Annotated in this window: 17 protein-coding genes; 14 read left to right on the top strand and 3 right to left on the bottom strand. The window is 71.1% G+C overall.

Translation table 11 applies throughout. From position 1 onward, the window contains the following. Nucleotides 1-122: 122 nt before the first annotated feature. Genes AB0I15_RS54900 through AB0I15_RS54875 form a run of 6 tightly spaced genes read left to right on the top strand, consistent with a single transcriptional unit; the run spans nt 123 to nt 5,588 of the window. Nucleotides 123-833: a FadR/GntR family transcriptional regulator gene (locus AB0I15_RS54900; RefSeq protein ID WP_358115770.1), complete on the top strand. Its 711-nt coding sequence runs from the start codon at nt 123-125 to the stop codon at nt 831-833. Nucleotides 834-835: 2 nt separating this feature from the next. Continuing rightward, nucleotides 836-1,612 carry an enoyl-CoA hydratase/isomerase family protein gene (locus tag AB0I15_RS54895; RefSeq protein WP_358115767.1) on the top strand — a complete coding sequence of 259 codons (777 nt, stop codon included), beginning with the start codon at nt 836-838 and terminating at the stop codon, nt 1,610-1,612. A 1-nt stretch (nt 1,613) separates the two neighbouring features. Next, a complete protein-coding gene (locus AB0I15_RS54890) occupies nt 1,614-2,804 on the top strand; it encodes a CoA transferase (RefSeq protein ID WP_358115764.1) in 1,191 nt (396 codons plus the stop codon). Then, nucleotides 2,792-3,847 (top strand): hypothetical protein, encoded by a 1,056-nt coding sequence (locus tag AB0I15_RS54885; RefSeq protein ID WP_358115761.1) that lies wholly within the window; start codon nt 2,792-2,794, stop codon nt 3,845-3,847. Before AB0I15_RS54890 ends, AB0I15_RS54885 begins: the two co-directional genes overlap by 13 nt. Beyond that, complete coding sequence (locus AB0I15_RS54880) at nt 3,844-4,545, top strand: SDR family oxidoreductase (protein ID WP_358115758.1); 702 nt, start codon at nt 3,844-3,846, stop codon at nt 4,543-4,545. The genes AB0I15_RS54885 and AB0I15_RS54880 overlap by 4 nt, the downstream gene beginning before the upstream one ends. Then, on the top strand, nt 4,542-5,588 hold the full coding sequence (locus AB0I15_RS54875) for an aldose 1-epimerase family protein (RefSeq protein ID WP_358115755.1): 1,047 nt from the start codon (nt 4,542-4,544) through the stop codon (nt 5,586-5,588). Before AB0I15_RS54880 ends, AB0I15_RS54875 begins: the two co-directional genes overlap by 4 nt. A gap of 10 nt (nt 5,589-5,598) precedes the next feature. Here AB0I15_RS54875 and AB0I15_RS54870 read toward each other — a convergent pair whose 3' ends face one another. Together AB0I15_RS54870 and AB0I15_RS54865 are read right to left on the bottom strand one after the other, a co-directional pair. Continuing rightward, complete coding sequence (locus AB0I15_RS54870; protein WP_358115752.1) at nt 5,599-6,426, bottom strand: amidohydrolase family protein; 828 nt, start codon at nt 6,424-6,426, stop codon at nt 5,599-5,601. A gap of 90 nt (nt 6,427-6,516) precedes the next feature. After that, nucleotides 6,517-7,398: an aldo/keto reductase gene (locus AB0I15_RS54865; protein WP_358115749.1), complete on the bottom strand. Its 882-nt coding sequence runs from the start codon at nt 7,396-7,398 to the stop codon at nt 6,517-6,519. 233 nt (nt 7,399-7,631) lie between these two features. Here AB0I15_RS54865 and AB0I15_RS54860 point away from each other — a divergent pair, with 233 nt between their 5' ends. Continuing rightward, nucleotides 7,632-10,046, top strand: a complete 2,415-nt coding sequence (locus tag AB0I15_RS54860) for a glycoside hydrolase family 95 protein (RefSeq protein ID WP_358115746.1) — start codon at nt 7,632-7,634, stop codon at nt 10,044-10,046. A gap of 77 nt (nt 10,047-10,123) precedes the next feature. Here AB0I15_RS54860 and AB0I15_RS54855 read toward each other — a convergent pair whose 3' ends face one another. After that, nucleotides 10,124-11,290, bottom strand: a complete 1,167-nt coding sequence (locus AB0I15_RS54855) for an FCD domain-containing protein (protein ID WP_358115743.1) — start codon at nt 11,288-11,290, stop codon at nt 10,124-10,126. Nucleotides 11,291-11,451: 161 nt separating this feature from the next. Here AB0I15_RS54855 and AB0I15_RS54850 point away from each other — a divergent pair, with 161 nt between their 5' ends. The 7 genes from AB0I15_RS54850 to AB0I15_RS54820 are packed head-to-tail and all read left to right on the top strand — an operon-like array spanning nt 11,452 to nt 20,752. Further along, complete coding sequence (locus AB0I15_RS54850) at nt 11,452-12,723, top strand: extracellular solute-binding protein (RefSeq protein ID WP_358115740.1); 1,272 nt, start codon at nt 11,452-11,454, stop codon at nt 12,721-12,723. Next, entirely contained in the window at nt 12,720-13,649 is a 930-nt protein-coding gene (locus AB0I15_RS54845) for a sugar ABC transporter permease (protein ID WP_358115737.1), read from the top strand. The genes AB0I15_RS54850 and AB0I15_RS54845 overlap by 4 nt, the downstream gene beginning before the upstream one ends. Further along, nucleotides 13,646-14,452 carry a carbohydrate ABC transporter permease gene (locus AB0I15_RS54840; RefSeq protein WP_358115734.1) on the top strand — a complete coding sequence of 269 codons (807 nt, stop codon included), beginning with the start codon at nt 13,646-13,648 and terminating at the stop codon, nt 14,450-14,452. Before AB0I15_RS54845 ends, AB0I15_RS54840 begins: the two co-directional genes overlap by 4 nt. Before the next feature lie 2 nt (nt 14,453-14,454). Continuing rightward, entirely contained in the window at nt 14,455-16,359 is a 1,905-nt protein-coding gene (locus AB0I15_RS54835) for a hypothetical protein (protein WP_358115731.1), read from the top strand. 27 nt (nt 16,360-16,386) lie between these two features. After that, nucleotides 16,387-17,157 carry a hypothetical protein gene (locus AB0I15_RS54830; RefSeq protein WP_358115728.1) on the top strand — a complete coding sequence of 257 codons (771 nt, stop codon included), beginning with the start codon at nt 16,387-16,389 and terminating at the stop codon, nt 17,155-17,157. Continuing rightward, nucleotides 17,154-18,971: a right-handed parallel beta-helix repeat-containing protein gene (locus tag AB0I15_RS54825; RefSeq protein WP_358115725.1), complete on the top strand. Its 1,818-nt coding sequence runs from the start codon at nt 17,154-17,156 to the stop codon at nt 18,969-18,971. The genes AB0I15_RS54830 and AB0I15_RS54825 overlap by 4 nt, the downstream gene beginning before the upstream one ends. Beyond that, nucleotides 18,968-20,752 (top strand): right-handed parallel beta-helix repeat-containing protein, encoded by a 1,785-nt coding sequence (locus AB0I15_RS54820; protein ID WP_358115722.1) that lies wholly within the window; start codon nt 18,968-18,970, stop codon nt 20,750-20,752. The genes AB0I15_RS54825 and AB0I15_RS54820 overlap by 4 nt, the downstream gene beginning before the upstream one ends. Nucleotides 20,753-20,919 lie beyond the last annotated feature (167 nt).

The following is a 20,919-nucleotide window of genomic DNA, read 5'->3' as shown; positions in this document are numbered from 1 at the left end:
TTGACCGAAAGGTACTACCAAGAGTGCGGAATGTTAAGAGGGCGTGACTTCATCAGATGAAATTCTCACTTCATCAGATGAAAGCCTATGAAATGTCGTGTTCGCCCGCTAGCGTGCAAGCCGTGGCTACAGACCCTCAGAGGGATCGGCACGCCCAGGTCGTGCATGCCCTCGGCGCCCGCATCGTCGGCGGCTCCCTCGCTCCCGGCACGTCCATCCCCATCGAGGAGGAGCTGGTCGGCGAGCTCGGCGTGGGCCGCTCCGCCGTGCGGGAGGGCGTGAAGGTGCTGGCCGGCAAGGGCCTGCTGGAGACCAGGAGGAGCGCGGGCACGATCGTGCGCCCCCGCGAGTCCTGGAACCTGCTCGACGCCGACGTGCTGAGCTGGCGGTTCGAGCCCGAACCGCGGCCCGGGGACATTCGGGTGCTGGCCGACCTGCGGGTCGCGCTGGAGCCCGGGGCGGCCAGGGTGGCGGCCGAGCGGGCCGACGCGGTCGCGGTGCGCCGCATCGACGAGGCCCTGGCCGCGCTGTACGCCACGGCCGACGACCCCGAGCCCTTCATCGAGGCGGACCTGGCCTTCCACAAGGCGGTGTTCGCCGCGGCGGACAACGACCTGCTGCTCTACATCTACGACATGATCAGCATCGCCCTGCGGTCCGTGCGCCAGGTGCACACCCGCTCGGTGGCGCACAACAAGGAAACGCTGCCCGGCCACGAGCGCGTGGCGCTGGCGATCAGGCGCAGGCACCACCGCAAGGCCGAGGAGGCCATGCGCGAGGTGGTCGAGGTCGCCCGTGCCGACGCCGAGCAGCACGTACGTCTCTGCTGCTAGAAATGAGCGAACCTTTGGACGTCCTCCTCGACGTCGACGGCCCGGTGGCCGTCGTCACCCTCAACAGACCCGCCAAGCTCAACGCCATCACCCCCGACATGGCCGCCGCGCTGCGCGCCTGCCTGAGCCGGGTGGAGGCCGACCCGGACATCCGGGTGGCCGTGCTCACCGGAGCGGGCGAGCGCTCCTTCTGCGTCGGCAGCGACATCCGCGAACTCGACGAGTACGCCACCCCGTGGGAGTTCCGCAACCGCGGCGACTACGGCGACGCCGTCCGGGCCCTGCGCAAGCCGGTCATCGCGGCCGTCAACGGCTACGCCTACGGCGGTGGCCTGGAACTGGCCATGGCCTGCGACATCCGGATCGCCTCCGAGACCGCCACGTTCGCCGCGCCGGAGATCAAGCTGGGCTGGATCGGCGGCAGCGGCCAGTCGGCGCTGCTGACCCACGCCGTCGGCCCGAGCAACGCGGCGACCATGCTGCTGACCGGCGACCCGATCGACGCCGCCCGCGCCCGAGACTGGGGGCTGGTCACGGACGTCCATCCGCCGCAGGAGCTCATGAAGGCGGTGCGCACGCTGGCCGAGACGATCGCCAAGCGCCCGCCGATCGCCGCGCAGACCGCCAAGGCCAACCTCAGGGCCGCCTACTCGATGCCCCTCGACCAGGCCATCCAGTACGAGCGCGACCTGCAGACCGTCTGCTTCGCCACCGCCGACGCGGCCGAGGGGCGGGCCGCCTTCGCCGCCCGCCGCGAGCCCGTCTTCGAGGGGCGCTGACATGGGCGTGCTCGACGGCTACCGTGTGATCGACCTGTCCATCGCGATGGCGGGCCCGCTGGCCGCCATGCGGCTGGGCGACCTGGGCGCGGACGTGGTCAAGGTGGAGCCGGTGACCGGCGAGTGGCAGCGGCACGCCCCGGCGGGCGGCGCCACCGGCAACGAGGTCAACGCCTCGTTCCTGTCGCTCAACCGCAACAAGCGCAGCCTCGCCGTGAACCTCAAGTCGGACGCGGGCCGCGAGATCGTGCACCGGCTGGCGGCCTCCGCCGACGTGTTCCTGCAGAACTACCGGCCCGGCGTGGCCGAGCGGCTCGGCATGGACTACGACACGATCAGCGGGCTCAACCCGGCCATCGTGTACGTCTCCATGTCCGGCTACGGGGAGACCGGCCCGTACATCTCGCGCCCCGGCCAGGACCTGCTGCTGCAGGCGATGAGCGGCGCCATGCTGAGCACCGGCCGCGACGGCGACCCGCCCGCGCCCGCCGGCACGTACGCGATCGACGCCATCACCGCCTACAGCGCCTTCGAGGGCGCGCTCGCCGCGCTGCTGCACCGCGAGCGCACCGGGGAGGGCCAGCGGGTCAGCGTCAACATGCTGGACGCCGCCGTCGCCGTGCAGATGCAGGAGCTGTCGATCTACACCGTCGGCAAGGTGCCGCAGCGGCGCGGGACCGAGCCGCACGGGCACACCTACATCCGCGCCCCGTACGGCGTGTTCGCCACCAAGGACGGCTACATCGCGCTCGGCATGCCCAGGCTGGACGGCCTGGCCGTGGCGCTGGACCTGCCGGAGCTGGCCAAGATGGACGGCGACGCCGACGGCCACACCCGCCGCGACGAGATCACCGCGCTCGTGGCCGGCCGCCTGCCGGAGCGTACGACGGCCGAGTGGCTGGAGGTCTGCGCCCGTCACGACCTGTGGGCGGGCCCGGTGTACGGCTACGCCGACCTGGTGAACGACCCCCAGGTCAAGCACAACGGCTCTTTCGTCACCTACGACCACCGCACCGAGGGCACGGTCACCACCCCCGGCTTCCCGTACGGCTTCAGCGCCACCCCACCCGCGGTCCGCCGGGGCGCTCCGCTGGTCGGTGAGCACACCAGGGAGTTGCTCGAAGAGCTCGGCTACCCCGCGGAGCGCACCGCCGAGCTGGTCGCGGAGGGCGTGCTGGCATGCGAGGACTGACCTGGGACCACCCGCGCGGATACGCCCCGCTGGACGAGCTGACCCGGCTCGACCTGGCCGGGGACAACCCGTACGGGCAGGTCCCGGAGCCGATCGAGTGGGACCGCCAGCCGCTGGAGGGCTTCGAGTCGGAGCCGATCACGCGGCTGGCGCAGACCTACGACGTGATGGTGATCGACCATCCGGGGCTGGGCGCGGCCACGGACGCGCTGGTGCCGATGGAGGAGCTGTTCGGGCCGGACGAGCTGGCCGGGCTGCGGTTCGCGGGCCGCTCGTACGAGAGCTACCACCTGGACGGCCGCCAGTGGGCGCTGCCCCTCGACGCCGCCACCCAGGTGGCCGCGGCCCGGCCCGGCGTGACGGTGCCCGGGACGTGGCCGGAGCTGGCGGAGTTCGCGCGCGGCACGCGGACGGCGCTGTGCCTGGGCGGACCGCACGCGTTCCTGATGTTCTGCGCGCTGTGCTCGGGCGACTTCCTCGACGAGGAGGCCGGGGAGCGGGCGCTGGAGCTGATGGCCGAGCTGCTGGCGTTGTCCGACCCCGAGCTGTCGCTTCGCAACCCGATCGGCGTGCTGGACGCGATGACGGCGGACGCCGTGGACTGCTGCCCGCTGCTCTACGGCTACGTGACGTATCCGCTGACGTGGTCGGACGCCCCCGCGTGGCCCGGCGCGGCGCCCGGCAGCGTGCTCGGCGGCACCGGGCTCGTCGTCTCGCGGCGGCGCATCGGCACGATCCGCGAGGCCGTCCGCGCGCACCTGCTCCGGCTGACCTCCGAGCCCGTGCAGGCCCGGCTGTTCCCGGCCGTGGGCGGGCAGCCGGCCGCCCGTTCCGTCTGGACGGCGCAGGACGGCGGGCGGCCCGCGACGGGCTTCTACCGCGACACCCTGGCCACCATGGAGGCCGCCTGGATCAGGCCGCGCTTCCCCGGCTACATCACCCTGCAAGAGAGGTCGTCGGCGCTGATCCGTGACGGGCTGCTCGCCCGCACCCCGGCCGCCGCCCTGCTGCGGGACCTGCACGAGGACTGGAGGAACACATGACCACGGCGCTCGTCACCGGCGCCGCCGGAGCGCTGGGCCGCGCGATCGTGCGCCGCCTGGCCGCCGACGGCCATCAGGTGGCCGCACTCGACGTCGACACGGGCGGGCTCGAGGGCGCGCTCAACCTGAAGGCCGACCTGCGCGACCCGGCCGCCATCGAGGCCGCGTTCACCGAGACCGCCGACCGGCTGGGCCCGGTCGGGATCCTGGTCAACAACGCCGCGATCTACCCGGCCCGGCCCTTCCTGGAGGTGCCGCTGGCCGAGTACGACGACGTGCACGCGGTCAACCAGCGCGCCTACTGGCTCTGCGCCCAGCACGCCGCCCGCCAGATGGGCGACGGCGGCGGCGCGATCGTCAACATCGCCTCGATCACCATGCACGGCGGCTGGTCCGACCTGGCCGCGTACGTCGCCACCAAGGGCGCGGCCACCTCCCTCACCAGGGCGCTGGCCCGCGAGCTGGGGCCGAGGGAGATCCGGGTCAACTGCGTTTCGCCCGGGGCGTTCCCGACGGCGGCCGAGGCGATCCACGAGAACCTGGAGGCCTACAACCGGCACGTCCTGGAGCGGCAGGCGCTCCAGCGGCGCGGCACGCCCGAGGAGCTGGCCGCCGTGGTGTCGTTCCTGACCGGTCCGGACGCCTCGTTCGTGACGGGCCAGACCATCGAAGTCAACGGAGGGTGGGTGATGGCATGACGCCGGACCGCAGGCGGCTGGCCGAGCTGACGGGCGACCTGAGCGCGGCGGGCGGGGTCAGGCTCGTGACGCTCGGCGACGGGGCCGAGCGCGGGATCAGGACGCTGGAGTTCCGCACCGGCTCGGGGCTGGCGTTCGACGTGCTGGTGGACCGGTGCATGGACATCGGGCACGCCGAGCACGCCGGGCGCTCGTTCGGCTGGCGCTCCCCCACGGGCTTCCGGCATCCGGGGCTGCACGAGAACAACGACGAGGACGGGCTGTCCTGGTTGCGCTCGTTCTCGGGGCTCATCGTCACGGCCGGGCTCGATCACACGCTGTTCGGGGGTGACGTCCCGGCGGACACGTACCGGTATCCGCCGCGGGAGTCCGTACGGCATGGCCTGCACGGGCGCGCCGGCAACCTGCCCGCGCGGCTCACCGGCTACGGCGAGCGGTGGGACGGCGAGCGCTGCGTGCTGTGGGCGGAGGGCGAGGTGCGGCAGGCGGCGGTGTTCGCCGAGAACCTGCGCATGGTCCGCCGGATCGAGGCCGACCTGCACGGCGACGAGATCCGGCTGATCGACACCGTGACGAACGCCGGGTTCGAGCCGTCGCCGCACATGTACCTGTACCACATCAACCTGGGCTGGCCGCTGCTCGACGAGGGCGCCCGGCTCGAGGCCGACATCCGCGAGACGCTCTGGCAGAGCGACAGCGTGGCCGAGCAGAAGGCCGACCACATCACGTTCCCGGGCCCGGTGCCGGGGTTCGTGGAGCAGGTGTACGAGCACGCGCTCGCCCCCCGGCCCGACGGGCTGCACCGGGTGGCGGTGGTCAACGACCGGCTCGGCATGCGGGTGGCCGTGGAGTGGCGGGCGGCGGAGTTCCCGTACTTCTTCGAGTGGATGAACCTGCGCTCGGGCAACTACGCCGTCGGGCTGGAGCCGTCCACGCACCACGTGTCGGGCGACGCGGTGGCCAGGCGGGACGGCAGCATGATCTGGCTGGGTCCGCAGGAGTCGCGGACGTACCACACGACGTTCCGCGTGGAGGCCGCATGAGATGGCGTCCTTAGAGCCGGTACGCCCGGCGCGCCGTCCCCGCGAAGACGTCGGCGCGCTCGCCCTCCGACAGCCCGGCGCACAGCTCGTCGGCCGCCCCGGTGACCTGCTCGTACTCGGCCGCGAGCAGGCACACCGGCCAGTCGGAGCCGAACATGACCCGCTCGGGCCCGAACGCCTCCAGCACGACCTCCGCGTACGGCCGCAGGTCGGCCACCCGCCAGCCCTTCCAGTCGGCCTCGGTGACCATGCCGGACAGCTTGCAGTAGACGTTCGGGTACGCGGCCAGCTCCAGGATCCGGCCGCGCCACGGCTCCAGCTCCCCCGAGGCGATCGGCGGCTTGGACAGGTGGTCGAGCACGAACGTCAGTCCGGGCAGCGCGGCCACGGTCTCGACGGCGGCCGGGAGCTGGTGGGGCAGTGTGAGCAGGTCGTAGGCCAGCCCGGCGGCGGCCACGGCGGCCAGCCCGCGGCGTACGTCGGGGCGGTTGAGCCAGGCCGGGTCGGGCTCGGACTGCACCCCGTGGCGGACGCCCACCAGCCCGGCGGGCAGCGCGGCCAGCGTGCCGGCCGGGTCGGGCGCGGTGAGGTCGATCCAGCCCACCACGCCGGCGACCAGGTCGGACCCGGCGGCCAGGGCCAGGAACTCCTCGGTCTCGGCCAGGTCGGGCAGCACCTGCACGAGCACGGTCCGGCTCACCCCGGCCGCTGCGGCGGGGCCGGCGAGGTCGTCGAGGGTGAAGGTGCGGCGTACGGGCGCCATCTTGTCCGAGTCCAGCCAGGTGTGCGGGCGGGCGGACAGGTCCCAGACGTGGTGGTGGGCGTCGATGCGGCTCATGGAGGCTCCGTGCGGGTCGGTCGGTCAAGGTCGGGCAGGTCGGGCACAGCGTTGAACACAGCGTCGTCCGGTCCAGGGTCGGGCCCGGGGTCAGGGTGCGTCCAGGTCGGACCAGAGGGCGTCGGGGATGTGGGTGGCGGCCAGGCTCATGTCCTCGGCGACCTCCTCGGGGCTGCGGGCGCCGACGACGACGCCGCTCACGGCCGGGTGGCGCAGCGGGAACTGCAGCGCCGCCGCCGCGAGCGGCACGCCGTACGCCTCGCACCGGTCGGCCAGCTCGTGGGCCCGCCGCAGCACCGGCTCGGGCGCCGGCCGGTAGTCGTAGTGCGCGCCGGGACGCGGGTCGGCCAGGATCCCGCCGTTGAACACCCCCGCCACCAGCACCCCGGCCCCGCGCTCCGCGCAGAGCGGCAGCAGGTCGGCGCCCGCCGTCCGGTCGAGCAGGCTGTAGCGCCCGGCCACCATCACGCAGTCCACGTCGGTCTCGCGGACGAACCTGGCCAGCATCTCCGCCTGGTTCATCCCCGCGCCGATCGCCCGTACCCCGCCCTGCGCGCGCAACCGCTCCAGTGCCGGGTACGTGTGCCGCACCGCCTGCTCCCAGTGGTCGTCCGGGTCGTGGATGAGCAGGAGGTCGAACGCGTCGAGCCCGGTGCGCTCCAGGCTGCCGGCGAGGGAGGCGTACACGCCTTCGACGGTGTAGTCGCGCCGGACCGGGTCGAGCAGCGCGCCGACCTTGCTGGACACCGTCACCTCCGACCGGTCCACGCCCGCCAGGAAGCGGCCCAGCCTGCGCTCGGCCAGCCCCTCACCGTAGCGGGGGGCGGTGTCGAAATAGCGGACGCCGGCCGCCCAGGCGGCGTCGAGCGTGGCCGCGGCCTGCTCCTCGCCGACGGGGGTGTAGAGCCCGGCCAGGGGCGCGGTGCCGAGGCCGATCCTGGAAACGGTGACGCCGCTGCGACCGAGCCTCACGTCTCGGTTCCCCTCTCCGTCAGGAGATCGTTTGCAGCACGCAAACCTAGCAGACATCCCATGTTCAGGGCTAGATGGCGAGGGGTCTGGACATATATCGACCTTGTCGCGTAGATATACATCCCACGTATCTGCCGGCGAATGATCTCGCTTCCCGGCATCCCGCGCCCGTACGGCGCGATCCTCCCCATCGTCTTCCACGACGTCCCTTGTGTTCTGGAACAGGAGTAACGGTGACCATTGACGGCTACACACGGCGAGGCGTGATCACGACCGGGTTAGGCGCCGCGGCGGGGTCCCTGCTCGTGAGCGGCGTCACCGGCGGACCCGCTCGGGCGGGCACGCAGGGCAACCCGCTCACCCTCTGGTACAACCGTCCGGCCGAGGTCTGGCTGGAGGCGCTGCCCGTGGGCTGCGGGCGGCTCGGCGCCATGGTGTTCGGCGGCGTGGCCACCGAGCGCCTGCAACTCAACGAGGACAGCATCTGGGCCGGCGGGCCGCACGACTACGACAATCCCGCGGCGCTGGCCGCTCTTCCGCAGATCAGGCAGTGGGTCTGGGAGGACAAGTGGCAGGCGGCGCAGAACCTGGCCGACCAGAAGTTCCTGGGCAGGCCCAGCGAGCAGGCGCCGTACCAGGTGCTCGGCGATCTCACGCTGACCTATCCGGGTTCGGCCGAGTTCACCGAGTACCGCCGTGAGCTCGACCTGACCCGGGCCGTCACCACCGTGACCTTCGTCCGCGACGGCGTCCGGCACACGCGCGAGGTGTTCGCCAGCAACCCCGACCAGGTGATCGTCGTCCGGCACACGGCCGACAAGCCGGGCTCGATCACGTTCCAGGCCGCCTTCTCCAGCCCGCAGACCACGACCACGTCCTCCGCCGGCCGCGGCACGATCACGCTCGACGGCGTCAGCGGCGACACCCAGGGGCTCAAGGGCGAGGTCCGCTTCCAGGCCCTGGCCAAGGCCCAGGCCAAGGGTGGCACGGTCGTCACCGACGGCGGCACGCTGTCCGTGACGGGCGCCGACGAGGTGACGCTGCTGATCTCGATGGGGTCCGGCTACCGCAGCTTCAAGGACGTCGGGGGCGACCCGGGCGAGGTGGCCGGGCGGCACCTGGCGAAGGTGATCGGGCGGCCGTACGCGACGCTGCTGCGCAGGCACGTGGACGACTACCGGCGGATGTTCGGGCGGGTGGAGATCGACCTCGGCACCTCGGAGGCGATCGCGCTGCCGACCGACGAGCGCATCGCCCGCAAACAGCTCGACACCGACCCGCAGCTCGCCGCCCTGTACTTCCAGTACGGCCGCTACCTGCTGATCTCCTCCTCCCGCGCCCCCGGCCACGCCGCCAACCTCCAGGGCGTCTGGAACGACTCGCTCACGCCCTCGTGGGAGTCGAAGTACACCATCAACATCAACCTCGAGATGAACTACTGGCCGGCCGGGCCGGGCAACCTCATCGAGTGCATGGACCCGCTGTTCGACCTGATCAAGGACCTGGCCGAGACAGGTGCGCGGACCGCCAGGGCCCAGTACGGCGCGGCCGGCTGGGTGGCGCACCACAACACCGACGGCTGGCGCGGGACGGCGCCCGTGGACTTCGCCTTCTACGGCGTGTGGCCGACCGGCGGGGCCTGGCTGTGCCTGACGCTGTGGGAGCACTACCTCTACACGGGCGACGAGCGGCGGCTGCGCGAGCACTTCCCGCTGATCAAGGGCTCGGTGGAGTTCTTCCTCGACACGCTGCAGACAGACCCCCGGTCCGGCTACCTGGTGACGAACCCGTCGCACTCGCCGGAGGTGGGCCACCACGAGGACGGCGGGGAGAACGTCAGCATCTGCGCGGGCCCGACCATGGACATGCAGATCCTGCGGGACCTGTTCGGAGCCTTCGAGGAGGCTTCGGAGCTCCTCGGGGTCGAGGAGGGCATGCGGGACAGGGCGCGGGAGGCGCGGGCGCGGTTCGTACCCAACCAGGTCGGGCATCTCGGGCAGATCCAGGAGTGGCAGGAGGACTACCGAGGAGACGCGGCGCTGTCGCGCAGCCGGCACATCTCGCACCTGTGGGGGCTGTTCCCCGGGCACCAGATCGACCCGCGCCTGGCGCCCGAGCTGGCCCAGGCGGCGCGGCGGACGCTGGAGCTGCGCGGGGAGGCGGGGGCCGGGTGGTCGCTGGCCTGGAAGATCAACTTCTGGGCTCGGCTGCTGGACGCCAAGGAGGCGTACAAGCGGCTGGGGAACCTGCTGGTGCCCGCGCGTACGGCGCCCAACATGTTCGACCTGCACCCGCCGTTCCAGATCGACGGCAACTTCGGCGGCACCTCGGGGATCACGGAGATGCTGCTGCAGAGCCACGGCGACCAGGTGCACCTGCTGCCCGCCCTGCCCGCCGCCTGGCCCGCCGGGTCGTTCCGCGGGCTGCGGGCGCGGGGGGCGTTCGAGGTGGACCTGGAGTGGGCCGGCGGCGCCCTGCGCCAGGGCCGGATCCGGTCGGACCTGGGGCGCAGGCTCACGCTCCGCACCGCCGGGCCGGTCACGGTCACGGAGCGCGGCCGTCCGGTCCAGGTGGAGCGCCCGGAGCCGAACGTGGTCGTCCTGGACACCCGCCGCGGCGTCACCTACGACGTGGCCCCGTCCACGTGACCCCGCCCGCCTGACCCGTCCGCCGGCACGATGAACGCCCGCTCGCCCCCTGGGAGGGCGGGCGGGCGCGGGCCGGGCTAGGTGGCCGGGTCCGGTTCCGACGCGCCTTCCGTGGCCGTGTCGGCGCCCGCCCAGAGGTCCGCCATCACGCCCAGGCCCGGCCCCGGCGCCAGGTCGCCAGCGGCGCGGGTGCGGGGGCGGGTGCGGGAGGCCTCACCGCGGGCGTGGGCGGCGAACAGGCGGGCCGCCTCGTCGGGGTCACCCGACGCCAGGGCCGCCACCAGGTCGTCATGGTGACCCGCCATCGCCGACCAGTCTCCGTTGTAGAGCGGGTTGCCCACCACGTGCAGGCTCCACAGGTTCGACTCGATCGTCCGCCACAGCCGCAGCAGGAACGAGTTGCCGCAGGCCGCGCACACCCGCCGGTGGAAGGTCAGGTCCGCGTCGCGGAAGGCCCCTATGTCCCCGTCGCGGGCCGCCTGCCGCATGGCCAGCACATCGGCCGCGAGCTGCCGCAACGTGTCGGGCTGGATGCGGACGGCGGCGCCGCGTGCGGCATACTCCTCCAGCAACACCCTGATGTCGCGCACCTCGCGAGCCTGCTCGTCCGAGATCTCCGCGACGTAGCTGCCCCGGTTGGGATAGGAGATGACCAGCCCCTCGTGCGCCAACCGCTTGATCGCCTCTCTGGCCGGGGCCTGGCTCGTGCCGACCCGGCGGGCGATCTCGGCTTCCACGAGCCGCTGCCCCGCCACCAGTTCCCCGGAGACGATCCAGCCGCGCAGCAGCGCGTAGACCCGGTCCGACAGCAGCTCCCTGGGCAACAACCGGGCCGCGGGCGGCGCGACCTGCTGCTCCTGCCAGATCCGCGCCACCGTGGACTGCGACAGCCCGAGCTGCTCGGCCATCGTCCGGGTCGAGGGCACGGCGGCGCCCCCGGCCGCGGCCGCGATCACCCGTTCGGCCTCCTGCCGCTCCGCGCTGCGCGGGCGACCGGGCCGGGGCGCGTCGGACAGGCCGTCGAGGCCGCGCTCCACGAAGCGGGCGCGCCACTTGGCGACCGTCGCGGGGCTGACCGCCAGCCGCGTCGCGATCTCCTTGCGGGACAGCCCCTCGGCGCAGGCCAGCACGATGCGGCTGCGTAGCGCCAGGCCCCCGCCCGGCTCCTCCTCCGCCCACGCCCGCAGCGCGGACAGCTCCTCGGCCCCTAATACCAGCCGCTTGTCGTCTTCACGTCCAGCCACGCGCCCACCTTAACGTATTTATGACTCAGCAACTCGCTCGACACGTATTTGTAGCGTCACGTTTCCCCTTGACGCACCCATGTGACCAACGTATTAAATAATCGCTAATCGAGTATCGACCCATTAAAAGGCGTCGCAGATCTCGCCCCCTTGGAGGTGCGATGCGTTCCCCCCGTTCATCCCTCGCCCTACCGGCCCTCGGCTGCCTGCTTCTGCTCACCGGCTGTGGCGGGGGCGGCTTCGCCGGCGACTCTCAGGCCCAGCAGAGCGAGGGTGGCCAGGTCACCGTCAGGATGCTGGTCAACATCAGCCCGAACCTCACGCAGGCGTACTGGGACGGCCTGGTCAAGCCGTTCGAGCAGGCCAACCCGGGCATCGATGTCAAGATCGAGGCGCCGACCGGCAAGGGCGTGGCCGACACGCTGCCGCAGCAGCTCGCCGCCGGGAACGCCCCCGACGTCGTCGAGACGCTCATGGCGGACGAGACGCTGGCCAAGCAGATGCTCGACCTGACCGACCAGCCGTGGACCAAGGACACCCCGCTGGCCGAGCAGGCCAAGCTGGCCGGCAGGATCTACTCGGTCGGCGTCGGCGTCCAGGCCCAGTCGCTGGTCTTCTACAATCAGGCCGCGTTCGACAAGGCCGGCATCGAGCGGCCGCCGACCACGTTCGACGAGCTCGACGCCGCGATGGGCAAGCTCAAGGAGGCCGGCTACCTGCCGCTGCAGACCGGCGGCGACTTCCTGACCGGGCTGCAGCTCCTGCAGCTCTCCAACCCCAGCCGCGCCCAGTCCCACCCCACCTGGCAGCAGGACGTCAAGGCGGGCAAGGTCAAGGCCGGCGAGTCGCTGCTGCCCTACCTGGAGCGCTACCGCACCTGGATCGACAAGGGCTACGTCGACAAGAACGCCCTCGGCATGAAGTACGCCGACGCCGAGACCGCGTTCCTGACCGGCAAGTCGGCCATGTACGTCATGGGAAGCTGGTTCACCGCCTCCGAGGCCAAGGCCGAGAAGGACTTCGAGGTGGGCGTCTTCCCGGCCCCGGTGGACAAGGGCCAGACGTACCCGGGTCCGCAGGGGGCGACGCTCGCGGCGCCGTACATGATCCTCAAGTCCACCCCGCAGAAGGACGCGGCGCTCAAGCTCGTCCAGTGGCTCGTCACCGACCCGGCGGCGGTCAAGAGCCAGCTCGCCCAGGACGGCAACTTCCGCACCGGCGTCGAGCGGGAGTTCACCCCGCTGGAGAAGCAGGTGCAGGAGATCCTCGACAAGGCCCCCTCCGGCGTCCCGCAGGGTGAGGGCTACGGCGACGCCACCCTGCCGAAGGGCTTCAACTCCGCCTGGAACACCGAGGTCCAGGGCCTGTACGTGGGCAAGTCGCCCAAGGAGGTCGCCGAGGGCGTCGACCGCTGGCTGGCCGGACGCTCATGACCCTCACCCGGGAAGCACCCGCCATCACGGCGCGACCGCCCGCCCCCCGCAGACGGAGTTACGACGGGCTGGCCAGCGCGATCATGGTGGCGCCCGCCACGATCCTCTACGTCGTGATGCTGATCGTCCCGGTCGGCCTGGCCTTCTACCTGAGCCTGACCGACTGGGACGGCTTCAGCGCCGACCCCGCCTTCGTCGGCGCCGCCAACTACGCCCGCCTGCTCGACGACCCCGAACTGCAGCGCGCCGCGCTGGTCACGCTGCTGATCGCGACGGCCGGCACGGCCGGGCTGAACCTGCTGGGCCTCGGCTTCGCCCTCCTGGTGAACGGCGCCTCGCGGGCCAACACGTTCTTCCGGATCGTGCTGTTCTACCCGCACGTGCTCAGCGCCCTGGTGGTCGGCTTCCTCTGGTCGGCCATCCTCGGCACCACCGGCGCGATCAACAACCTCGTCACCACCTGGGGCGGGCAGGTCATCCCGTTCCTGTCCGACCCCACGTGGGCCACGGTCACGATGATCGCGGTGCTGGTGTGGGCCGGGTTCGGTGTCAACGTGGTGCTCTACCTGGCCGGGCTGCAGGCGGTGCCGCACTCGCTGATCGAGGCGGCGCGGATCGACGGGGCCACGCGCCGGCAGGTGTTCAGGAACGTGACGCTGCCCGCGCTGGGGCCGTCGGTGACCATCAACATCGTGCTGTCGCTGGTGACGCTGCTGAAGACGTACGACCTGGTGGTGTCGCTGACGGCCGGCGGGCCCGCCGGGCAGACGCAGACCGTCGCCTACCTCATCCTGTGGAACTCCTTCCACGACGCCCGCCTCGGCTTCGGCTCGGCGCAGTCGGTGATCCTCATGCTGGTCACCGGGGCCCTGGCGTTCGTGGTGACGAAGCTGCGCAGGCGCGGCGAGCTGGCGGTGCACCAGTGAGAAAGACCTTCCTCTGGGCCACCGTCGCCTTCATGCTCATCCCCCTGTACGTGCTGTGCGTCAACGCGTTCAAGGGCCAGCAGGACATCCTGGCCAACCCGTTCGGGCTCGGCGGCCTGACCCTCGAACCCCTCGCGACCGCGCTGACGAACCCGCAGTTCAACGTCTTCAAGGGGTACGCGATCACGCTGCTGTTCGTGGTGGCGGTCAACGTGCTGTCGGTCGGCCTGGCCGCCCCGGCCGCGTACGTCATCGCGCGCAGCCCGAAGCGCAGCTTCCGCGCCCTCATGCTGTTCTTCCTGGCCGGGACGTTCATCCCGGGTCAGGTGCTGGTCATCCCCGTCGTGTACGTGCTCAAGACCCTCGGCCTGATGGGCACCATCCGCGGCTTCGTCCTGTTCGAGACCACGCTCACGCTACCGTTCTCGATCTTCCTGTACGCGGGCTACATCGCCACCATCCCGGCCGTGCTCGACCAGGCGGCGGCCGTGGACGGGGCGGGGCGGCTGCGTACGTTCTGGCAGATCGTCTTCCCGCTGATGCGGCCCGCGGTCGCCACGATGGTCATCCTCAACACCTTCTCGGTGTGGAACGACTTCGTGAACCCGCAGATCATCCTGGGTCCCGGCAGCGGCCTCTACACCGTCACCACCGGCGTCTACGCGGCGGTCAGCCAGTACGCCACCGACTACACGGTGGTCTTCCCGACACTGCTGCTGGCCATCGCCCCGCTGCTGGTCTTCTTCGTCTTCATGCAACGGCACATCATCAGCGGCCTTACGGCAGGAGCTACGAAAGGGTGAACATGCGGGAGATCCAAGCCACTGTGCCGCTCGGCGTGCCGCCGGCGTGGGCGGTGCTCGAGCGCAGGCTGTTCGACGCCCTCGACGAGGCCTGGCGGGCCTTCGCCGACCGCTACTGCGGCCCCGACGGGCGGCTCATCTACCATGGCCCGGCCGCCGACAGGGACGGCGCCGACGACTTCTACGAGGCGTTCTTCAACTGGCCCACCCTCTATCAGCTCGGCGGCGCCGACGACCTGCTCGACGCCGCCAAGCACCACTGGGAGGGCGTGACCACGCAGCTCACCGAGCTCGGCTACCTGGTCGACGAGTACGAGCGCGGCTACGACTGGTTCCACCAGGGCGAGTCGATGCTGCTGTTCTACGGCATCTGCGCCGCCGACCCGCGCGACGAGCGCTTCCGCGAGCGGGCCCGCCGCTTCGCCGACCTCTACCTGCCGGGCTCGGCCAACTACGACGCCGAGCACGACCTCATCAAGGCCCCGCACAACGGCGCCGGCGGCCCCCGTTACGGCCTGCAGTGGGAGTGGGCCTCCTACCACACCGACCTGACCAGCATGCGGCCGTTCGGCCTGCCCCTGCGCGACCTGCCGGGCATCACCCGGTGGGAGGACCTGGGCGACCCGTGCAACGCCGCCCGCATGGGCGCGGCGATGAGCGAGCGCATCGGCCGGGGCGACGTGGCCGTCAACCTGGCCGCGACCAGCCTGGCCGTCAACGCCTGGCTGTACGACGGCGACGACCGCTACCGCGACTGGGCCCTGCGTTACATCGGCGCTTGGCAGCGCCGGGCGGAGGCCAACGACGGGATCCTGCCCGACAACGTGGGCCCGTCGGGCCTGGTCGGCGAGCTGCACGGCGGCCGCTGGTACGGCGGCAACTACGGCTGGCAGTGGCCCCACGGCCTCTACAGCGTCGGGGCCGCCGCCGTGATCGCCGCCGTCAACGCCCACCTGCTGACCGGCGACGACGCCGCGCTGGCCATCGGCCGCGACCCCCTGGAGATCGTGTACGACCGCGCCATCCAGGCCGGCGTCACCGAGACCGACATGAGCATCAGCGACCGCTGGCTGGCCGAGCTCGGCGACGAGGCCGGCAAGCCCACCATGCTCGTGCCCAACCGGCACGACGACGAGGGCTGGTTCGACTTCCAGCCGCCGCAGCTCGGCCTGCCGGTCTGGCTGTGGCACACGACCCTCGGGACCGGGGACGCCGACCGGCTCGACCGGGTACGCGCGGCCTCCGGTTACGACTGGACGACCGTCCGCCCGTTCCGCAACAAGGAGGAGGCCGGGCACGAGGCGCCCTGGCTGGAGTATCTGCGCGGTGCCAACCCCGGCTTCCCCGAGCACATGCTCACCACCGCGCTCGGTCAGGTGCAGCGCCGCATGGCGCTCGTCGACGCCGACGAGGCGGACCTGGCCACCATCCACGTGCACCACTGGCAGCGGCTCAACCCCGTGGTCACCGAGGCGCTGCTGCAACTGGCCACCGGCACCCCGCAGGTCCTCTACAACGGCGGTCTGCTGCCCACCCGCGTGGCCTACTTCGACGCCGACCGCCACCGGCCGGGCCTGCCGCCCGACGTGGCCGCGCTGGTCGACTCCGTACGCCCCGACGGGACCGGCCTCGAACTGGTCAACCTGAGCCTCAGCCGCACCCGCCGGGTCGTGGTGCAGGCTGGCGCGTTCGGCGAGCACCACATCGACCGCGCGACGATCAGCCGGGGCGAGGACGGCTACCCGGGCGACGCCCGCGCCTACACCGCCCCCTCCATCACCGAGGCCGAGCAGGAGGTGACGGTGGACGGGCCACGGCTGCTCGTGGAGCTGCCGCCCGGCCGCCGCATCCGGCTCGACCTGCACACGACCGCGCGCGTCCGCCCGCCGTCGCACCAGCACTACTGACTCGCACCAGCACTGATGAGGAGTTACATGGACGACGCAATCTGGGATCTGCCGGTTCGCGGGGAACTGCCCGCCAAGCCCGATCCCGTCCTCGTGGAGGGGCTGTCCCGGATCAGCTCGGCCACCGCCTGCGCCAAACTGCACGCGCAGGGCATCCGCAGGACCTTCATCGAGGGACCGCGTCCCATCGCGCCAGGGCTGAAGATCGCCGGACGGGTTCGCACGCTGCAGTTCATGCCGCAGCGCGAGGACATCGCCTCCGGCCTCGGCCAGGAGTACGTCGAGCGGCACACCGCGCTGTGGCACGTGCTGGAGGAGATCGAGCCCGGTGACGTGCTCGTCGTGCAGGCGTACGGCAGCGCCTACACCGGCTGCTTCGGCGACATGCTGGTCCGCTACTTCAAGCGCAAGGGCGGCGCCGCCATCGTGGTGGACGGCCGGATCAGGGACCTGCCCCGGGTGAGCGGCGTGGGCGTGCCGATCTGGTGCACGGGCGCCACTCCCCACTACGCCTCGCAGGCGGAGCTGTTCCCCTGGGCGTACGACGTGCCGGTGGCGGTCGGCGGGGCGCTCGCGCTGCCCGGCGACCTCTGCGTGGCCGACGACGACGGCGCCGTGGTGGTGCCGCGCCGCCGGGCCGGCGCGGTCCTCGAGGCGGCCGCCGACCACGAGCAGTGGGAGCGCTACAGCCGTGCCCGCATCGACGAGGGCGGCGCGCTTTCCGACTACTACCCCCTCACCCCCGAAACCCGCGCCGAGTACGAGCGGTGGCGGGAAGAAGTTAAGGAGAGCCAGTGATTCTCAGGTCTGTGGGCGCGATCGTCTTACTCCTGGGCGGCATGACGAGCCCCACCCCGGCCGCGGCCGGCCGGCCCGCCTGCGACTTCCATGTCTCGACCGCGGGAAGCGACCGCGGCGACGGCAGCGCGAACCGGCCGTGGCAGTCCATCGAGCAGGCCCGCGACCAGCTCAGACGGAAGAACCTGAACTGCGACGTCGTGGTCAACGTCAAGGCCGGCGACTACGTGGTGGACAAGACCATCGAGTTCACCGAGGCCGACTCGGGCAAGAACGGCCACAAGATCACCTACCGCAGCGCGGACGGCCCCGGCAAGGCCCGCCTGCTGGGTGCCAGGCCGCTGACGGGCTGGCAGAAGTACAAGGACAACATCTACAAGACCAAGGTCGACCGTAACTTCTACACCCTGTTCGAGGACGGCAAGCGCGCCACGACCGCCCGCCACCCGAACCGGTCGAAGGAAGACCTGTGGTCGCCGTACCTGTTCTCGGTGCTCGGCGAGCCGGAGAAGGAGGCCGTGCGCAACTGGCTGTACTTCAAGGCGGAGGACGTGCCCCAGGAATGGGACGCCGACTTCGACAGGAACTCCCAGATCGTGGTCTGGTCGGGCGGCTCGTGGAGCTGGTTCACCGACACCGTGCCGCTGGGCGGCGCCGACTTCCGCAAGAACTTCTTCACCCTCAACCACTGGGCGCGCTACGCGTTCGTCAACAGCCGCAGCGGCTCGCGCTACTTCCTGCAGAACACGCTGCGCTTCCTGGACCAGCCGGGCGAGTACTACTTCGACTTCGCCAACAGCGAGGTCTACTACTGGCCGAAGGGCTCGATCGACAAGGTCATGGCCCCCACGGTCAAGACGATCCTCTCGCTCAAGGGCAGCACCCCCGAGCAGCGGGTCCAGAACCTGGCCTTCGACGGCCTGGCACTGCAGTACTCCGACTTCGTGGACTGGTACCGCGCCGGCTGGATCAGCGAGGGCGACTCGGGCTACGAGCACAAATACCCCGTGTACGACCGGCAGATCGAGATGCCCCGCAACCGGTTCGGCATGATCACGCTGACCAACACCCGCGACATCGACCTGACCAGGCTGAGCCTGTCGGACAGCGGCTACATGGGCGTCTACATGCTGTTCGCGAACGAGCGGGTCAAGGTCTCGGACAGCCTGCTGGCCAACATCGGCGCCGACGGCATCAAGGTCGAGGGCGGCTATCCCGGCGAGGGTGACATCTCCGGGCACCACACGATCACGAACAACTACATCTACCACGTGGGCGAGCTGGTCCCGGGCGACGCCGCCGGCATCGAGCTGATGAGCACGGGCAACAACACCGTCAGCAACATCAACGTCAAGCACAGCGCCCGGTACGGCATCAGCCTCGAGGTCCGTCCCGAGGTCAAGGACGCCGACAACTACGCCCGCAACAACTCCTTCTCCTACATCAAGCTGGAGGAGACCGGCCTGGACAGCGGCGACATGGGCGCCTTCTACACCTACGGCGTCAGCAACACCGAGCCGCACCTCAAGGACAACAGCGTCAAGCAGATGGTGATCACCGACGTGATCAACGACCCGACCGGGGCGATGCCCGACAGCGGCACCCGCGGCGTGCACATGGACGCCGGCGGCTGCGGCTTCACCTTCGACAACATCGAGGTGGGCAAGGTCAGCGACGACAAGTACCAGAGCTACCAGTGCAACGAGGTCACCAACGCCAACTGGGTGGCGGGCTTCGACGCCTCGAAGATGGAGTACGACAAGATCGGAGTGACCAGCGCGTTCCCGTACGCGATCCCCGGGGCCTCCCAGTGAAGGTCGTCATAACGGCGGCGGTGGTTCTCGCGGCGCTCCTCGTCGCCCCCACCGCCTCCGCCCAGGCGCCCTGCGAGTTCCACGTCGCGCCCGGCGGCTCCGACAGCGCCGCCGGCACCGCGCAACGCCCGTGGAAGACGATCGAGAACGCCCGCGACCAGATCCGCAGGCGCTCCCTGAACTGCGACGTCGTCGTCAACATCAAGGCCGGCGACTACGTGGTGGACAAGACCATCGAGTTCACCGAGGCCGACTCCGGGAAGAACGGTCACCGCGTCACCTACCGCAGCGCGGACGGCCCCGGCAAGGCGCGCCTGCTGGGCGCCAGGCCGGTGACCGGGTGGGAGCGGTTCAGGGGCGAGATCTACAAGGCCAAGGTCGACCGTGCCTTCTACACGTTGTTCGAGGACGGGGCCCGGGCCACCACGGCCCGCTACCCCAACCGCAGGTCGGACGACGTGTGGGCGCCGTACCTCACGTCGGTGCTGAAGGAGCCGGAGAAGGAGGCGGTGCAGCAGTGGCTGTACTCCAGCCCCGGCGACTGGGACAAGAGCTGGAACCTGGACAACGCCCAGGCGGTGGTGTGGTCGGGCGGCTCCTGGAGCTGGTTCACCGACACCGTGCCGATCAAGAACCCGTCGTGGGACGACAACCAGATCACGCTCGCGCACTGGACGCGGTACGCCATGGTCAACAGCCGCGGCGGCTCGCGCTACTTCCTGCAGAACTCGCTGGACTTCCTCGACCAGCCGGGCGAGTACTTCTTCGACTTCGCCAAGGGCGAGGTGTACTACTGGCCGCGCGAGTCGATCGACAAGGTCGTGGCGCCCACGGTCAGGACGATCCTGTCGCTCAAGGGCGGCACGCCTGACCAGCGGGTGCGCAACCTGACGTTCGACGGGCTGACGTTGCAGTACAGCGACTTCGTGAGCTGGTACCGCAACGGCTGGATCAGCGCCGGCGACGCCGGGGAGCCGCACAAGTACCCCCAGTACGACCGGCAGATCGAGATGCCGCGCAACCGGTTCGGCGCCGTGACGCTGACCAACACCAGCGGCATCGACCTGACCCGGCTGCACGTCGCCGACACCGGATTCACGGGCATCTACCTGCTGTTCGCCAACGACCACGTCCGGGTCTCCGACAGCCTGCTGGCCAACGTCGGGGCCGACGGCATCAAGGTCGAGGGGCCGTACCCGGGCGAGGGCGACGTGGCCGGGCAGAACGTGTTCACCAACAACTACATCCATCACATCGGCGAGCTGGTGCCCGGGGACGCGTCCGGGGTCGAGCTCATGAACACCGGCGGCAACGAGGTCAGCCACACGGTCGTCAAGCACAGCGCCCGTTACGGCATCAGCCTCGAGGTCCGCCCCGAGGTCCAGGACGGCGACGGGTACGCGCACGGCAACGTGTTCAAGTACCTGAGAATCGAGGAGGCCGGGCTGGACAGCGGGGACATGGGCGCCTTCTACACCTACGGCGTCTCCAACGTCGACCCGCACGAGATCACCAACCACGTCTCCCAGGTCGTGGTCGGGGACGTCATCCCCGACGCGTCCATGCCCGACAGCGGAACCCGCGGGGTGCACATGGACGCCGGCGGCTGTGGCTTCGCCTTCGACAACATCGAGGTGGGCAAGGTCACCGACGACAAGTACCAGAGCTACCAGTGCAACGAGGTCACCAACGCCAACTGGCAGAGCGGCTTCGACGCCTCGAAGATGGAGTACGACAAGATCGGGGTGACGAGCGCGTTCCCGTACCCGATCCCGAGCTAGCGGACGGTGGGGCCGGGCGCGCCCGGTCCCACCGTCCGCCGGCCCCTCCGGCCGGGGGGGGGGGGGGGGGGGGGCCGGGCCCCCCCCCCCCCCCCCCCCCCCCCCCCCCCCCCCCCCCCCCCGGGGGGGCCGCCCCCGCCCCGCCCCCCCCCCCCGCGCCCGCCCCC

The sequence above is a fragment of the Nonomuraea sp. NPDC050643 genome (assembly GCF_040654715.1).
Classification (GTDB): domain Bacteria; phylum Actinomycetota; class Actinomycetes; order Streptosporangiales; family Streptosporangiaceae; genus Nonomuraea.
The sequence above is the reverse complement of the archived record's forward strand: the minus strand, read 5'-3'. Positions and strand labels throughout refer to the sequence as shown.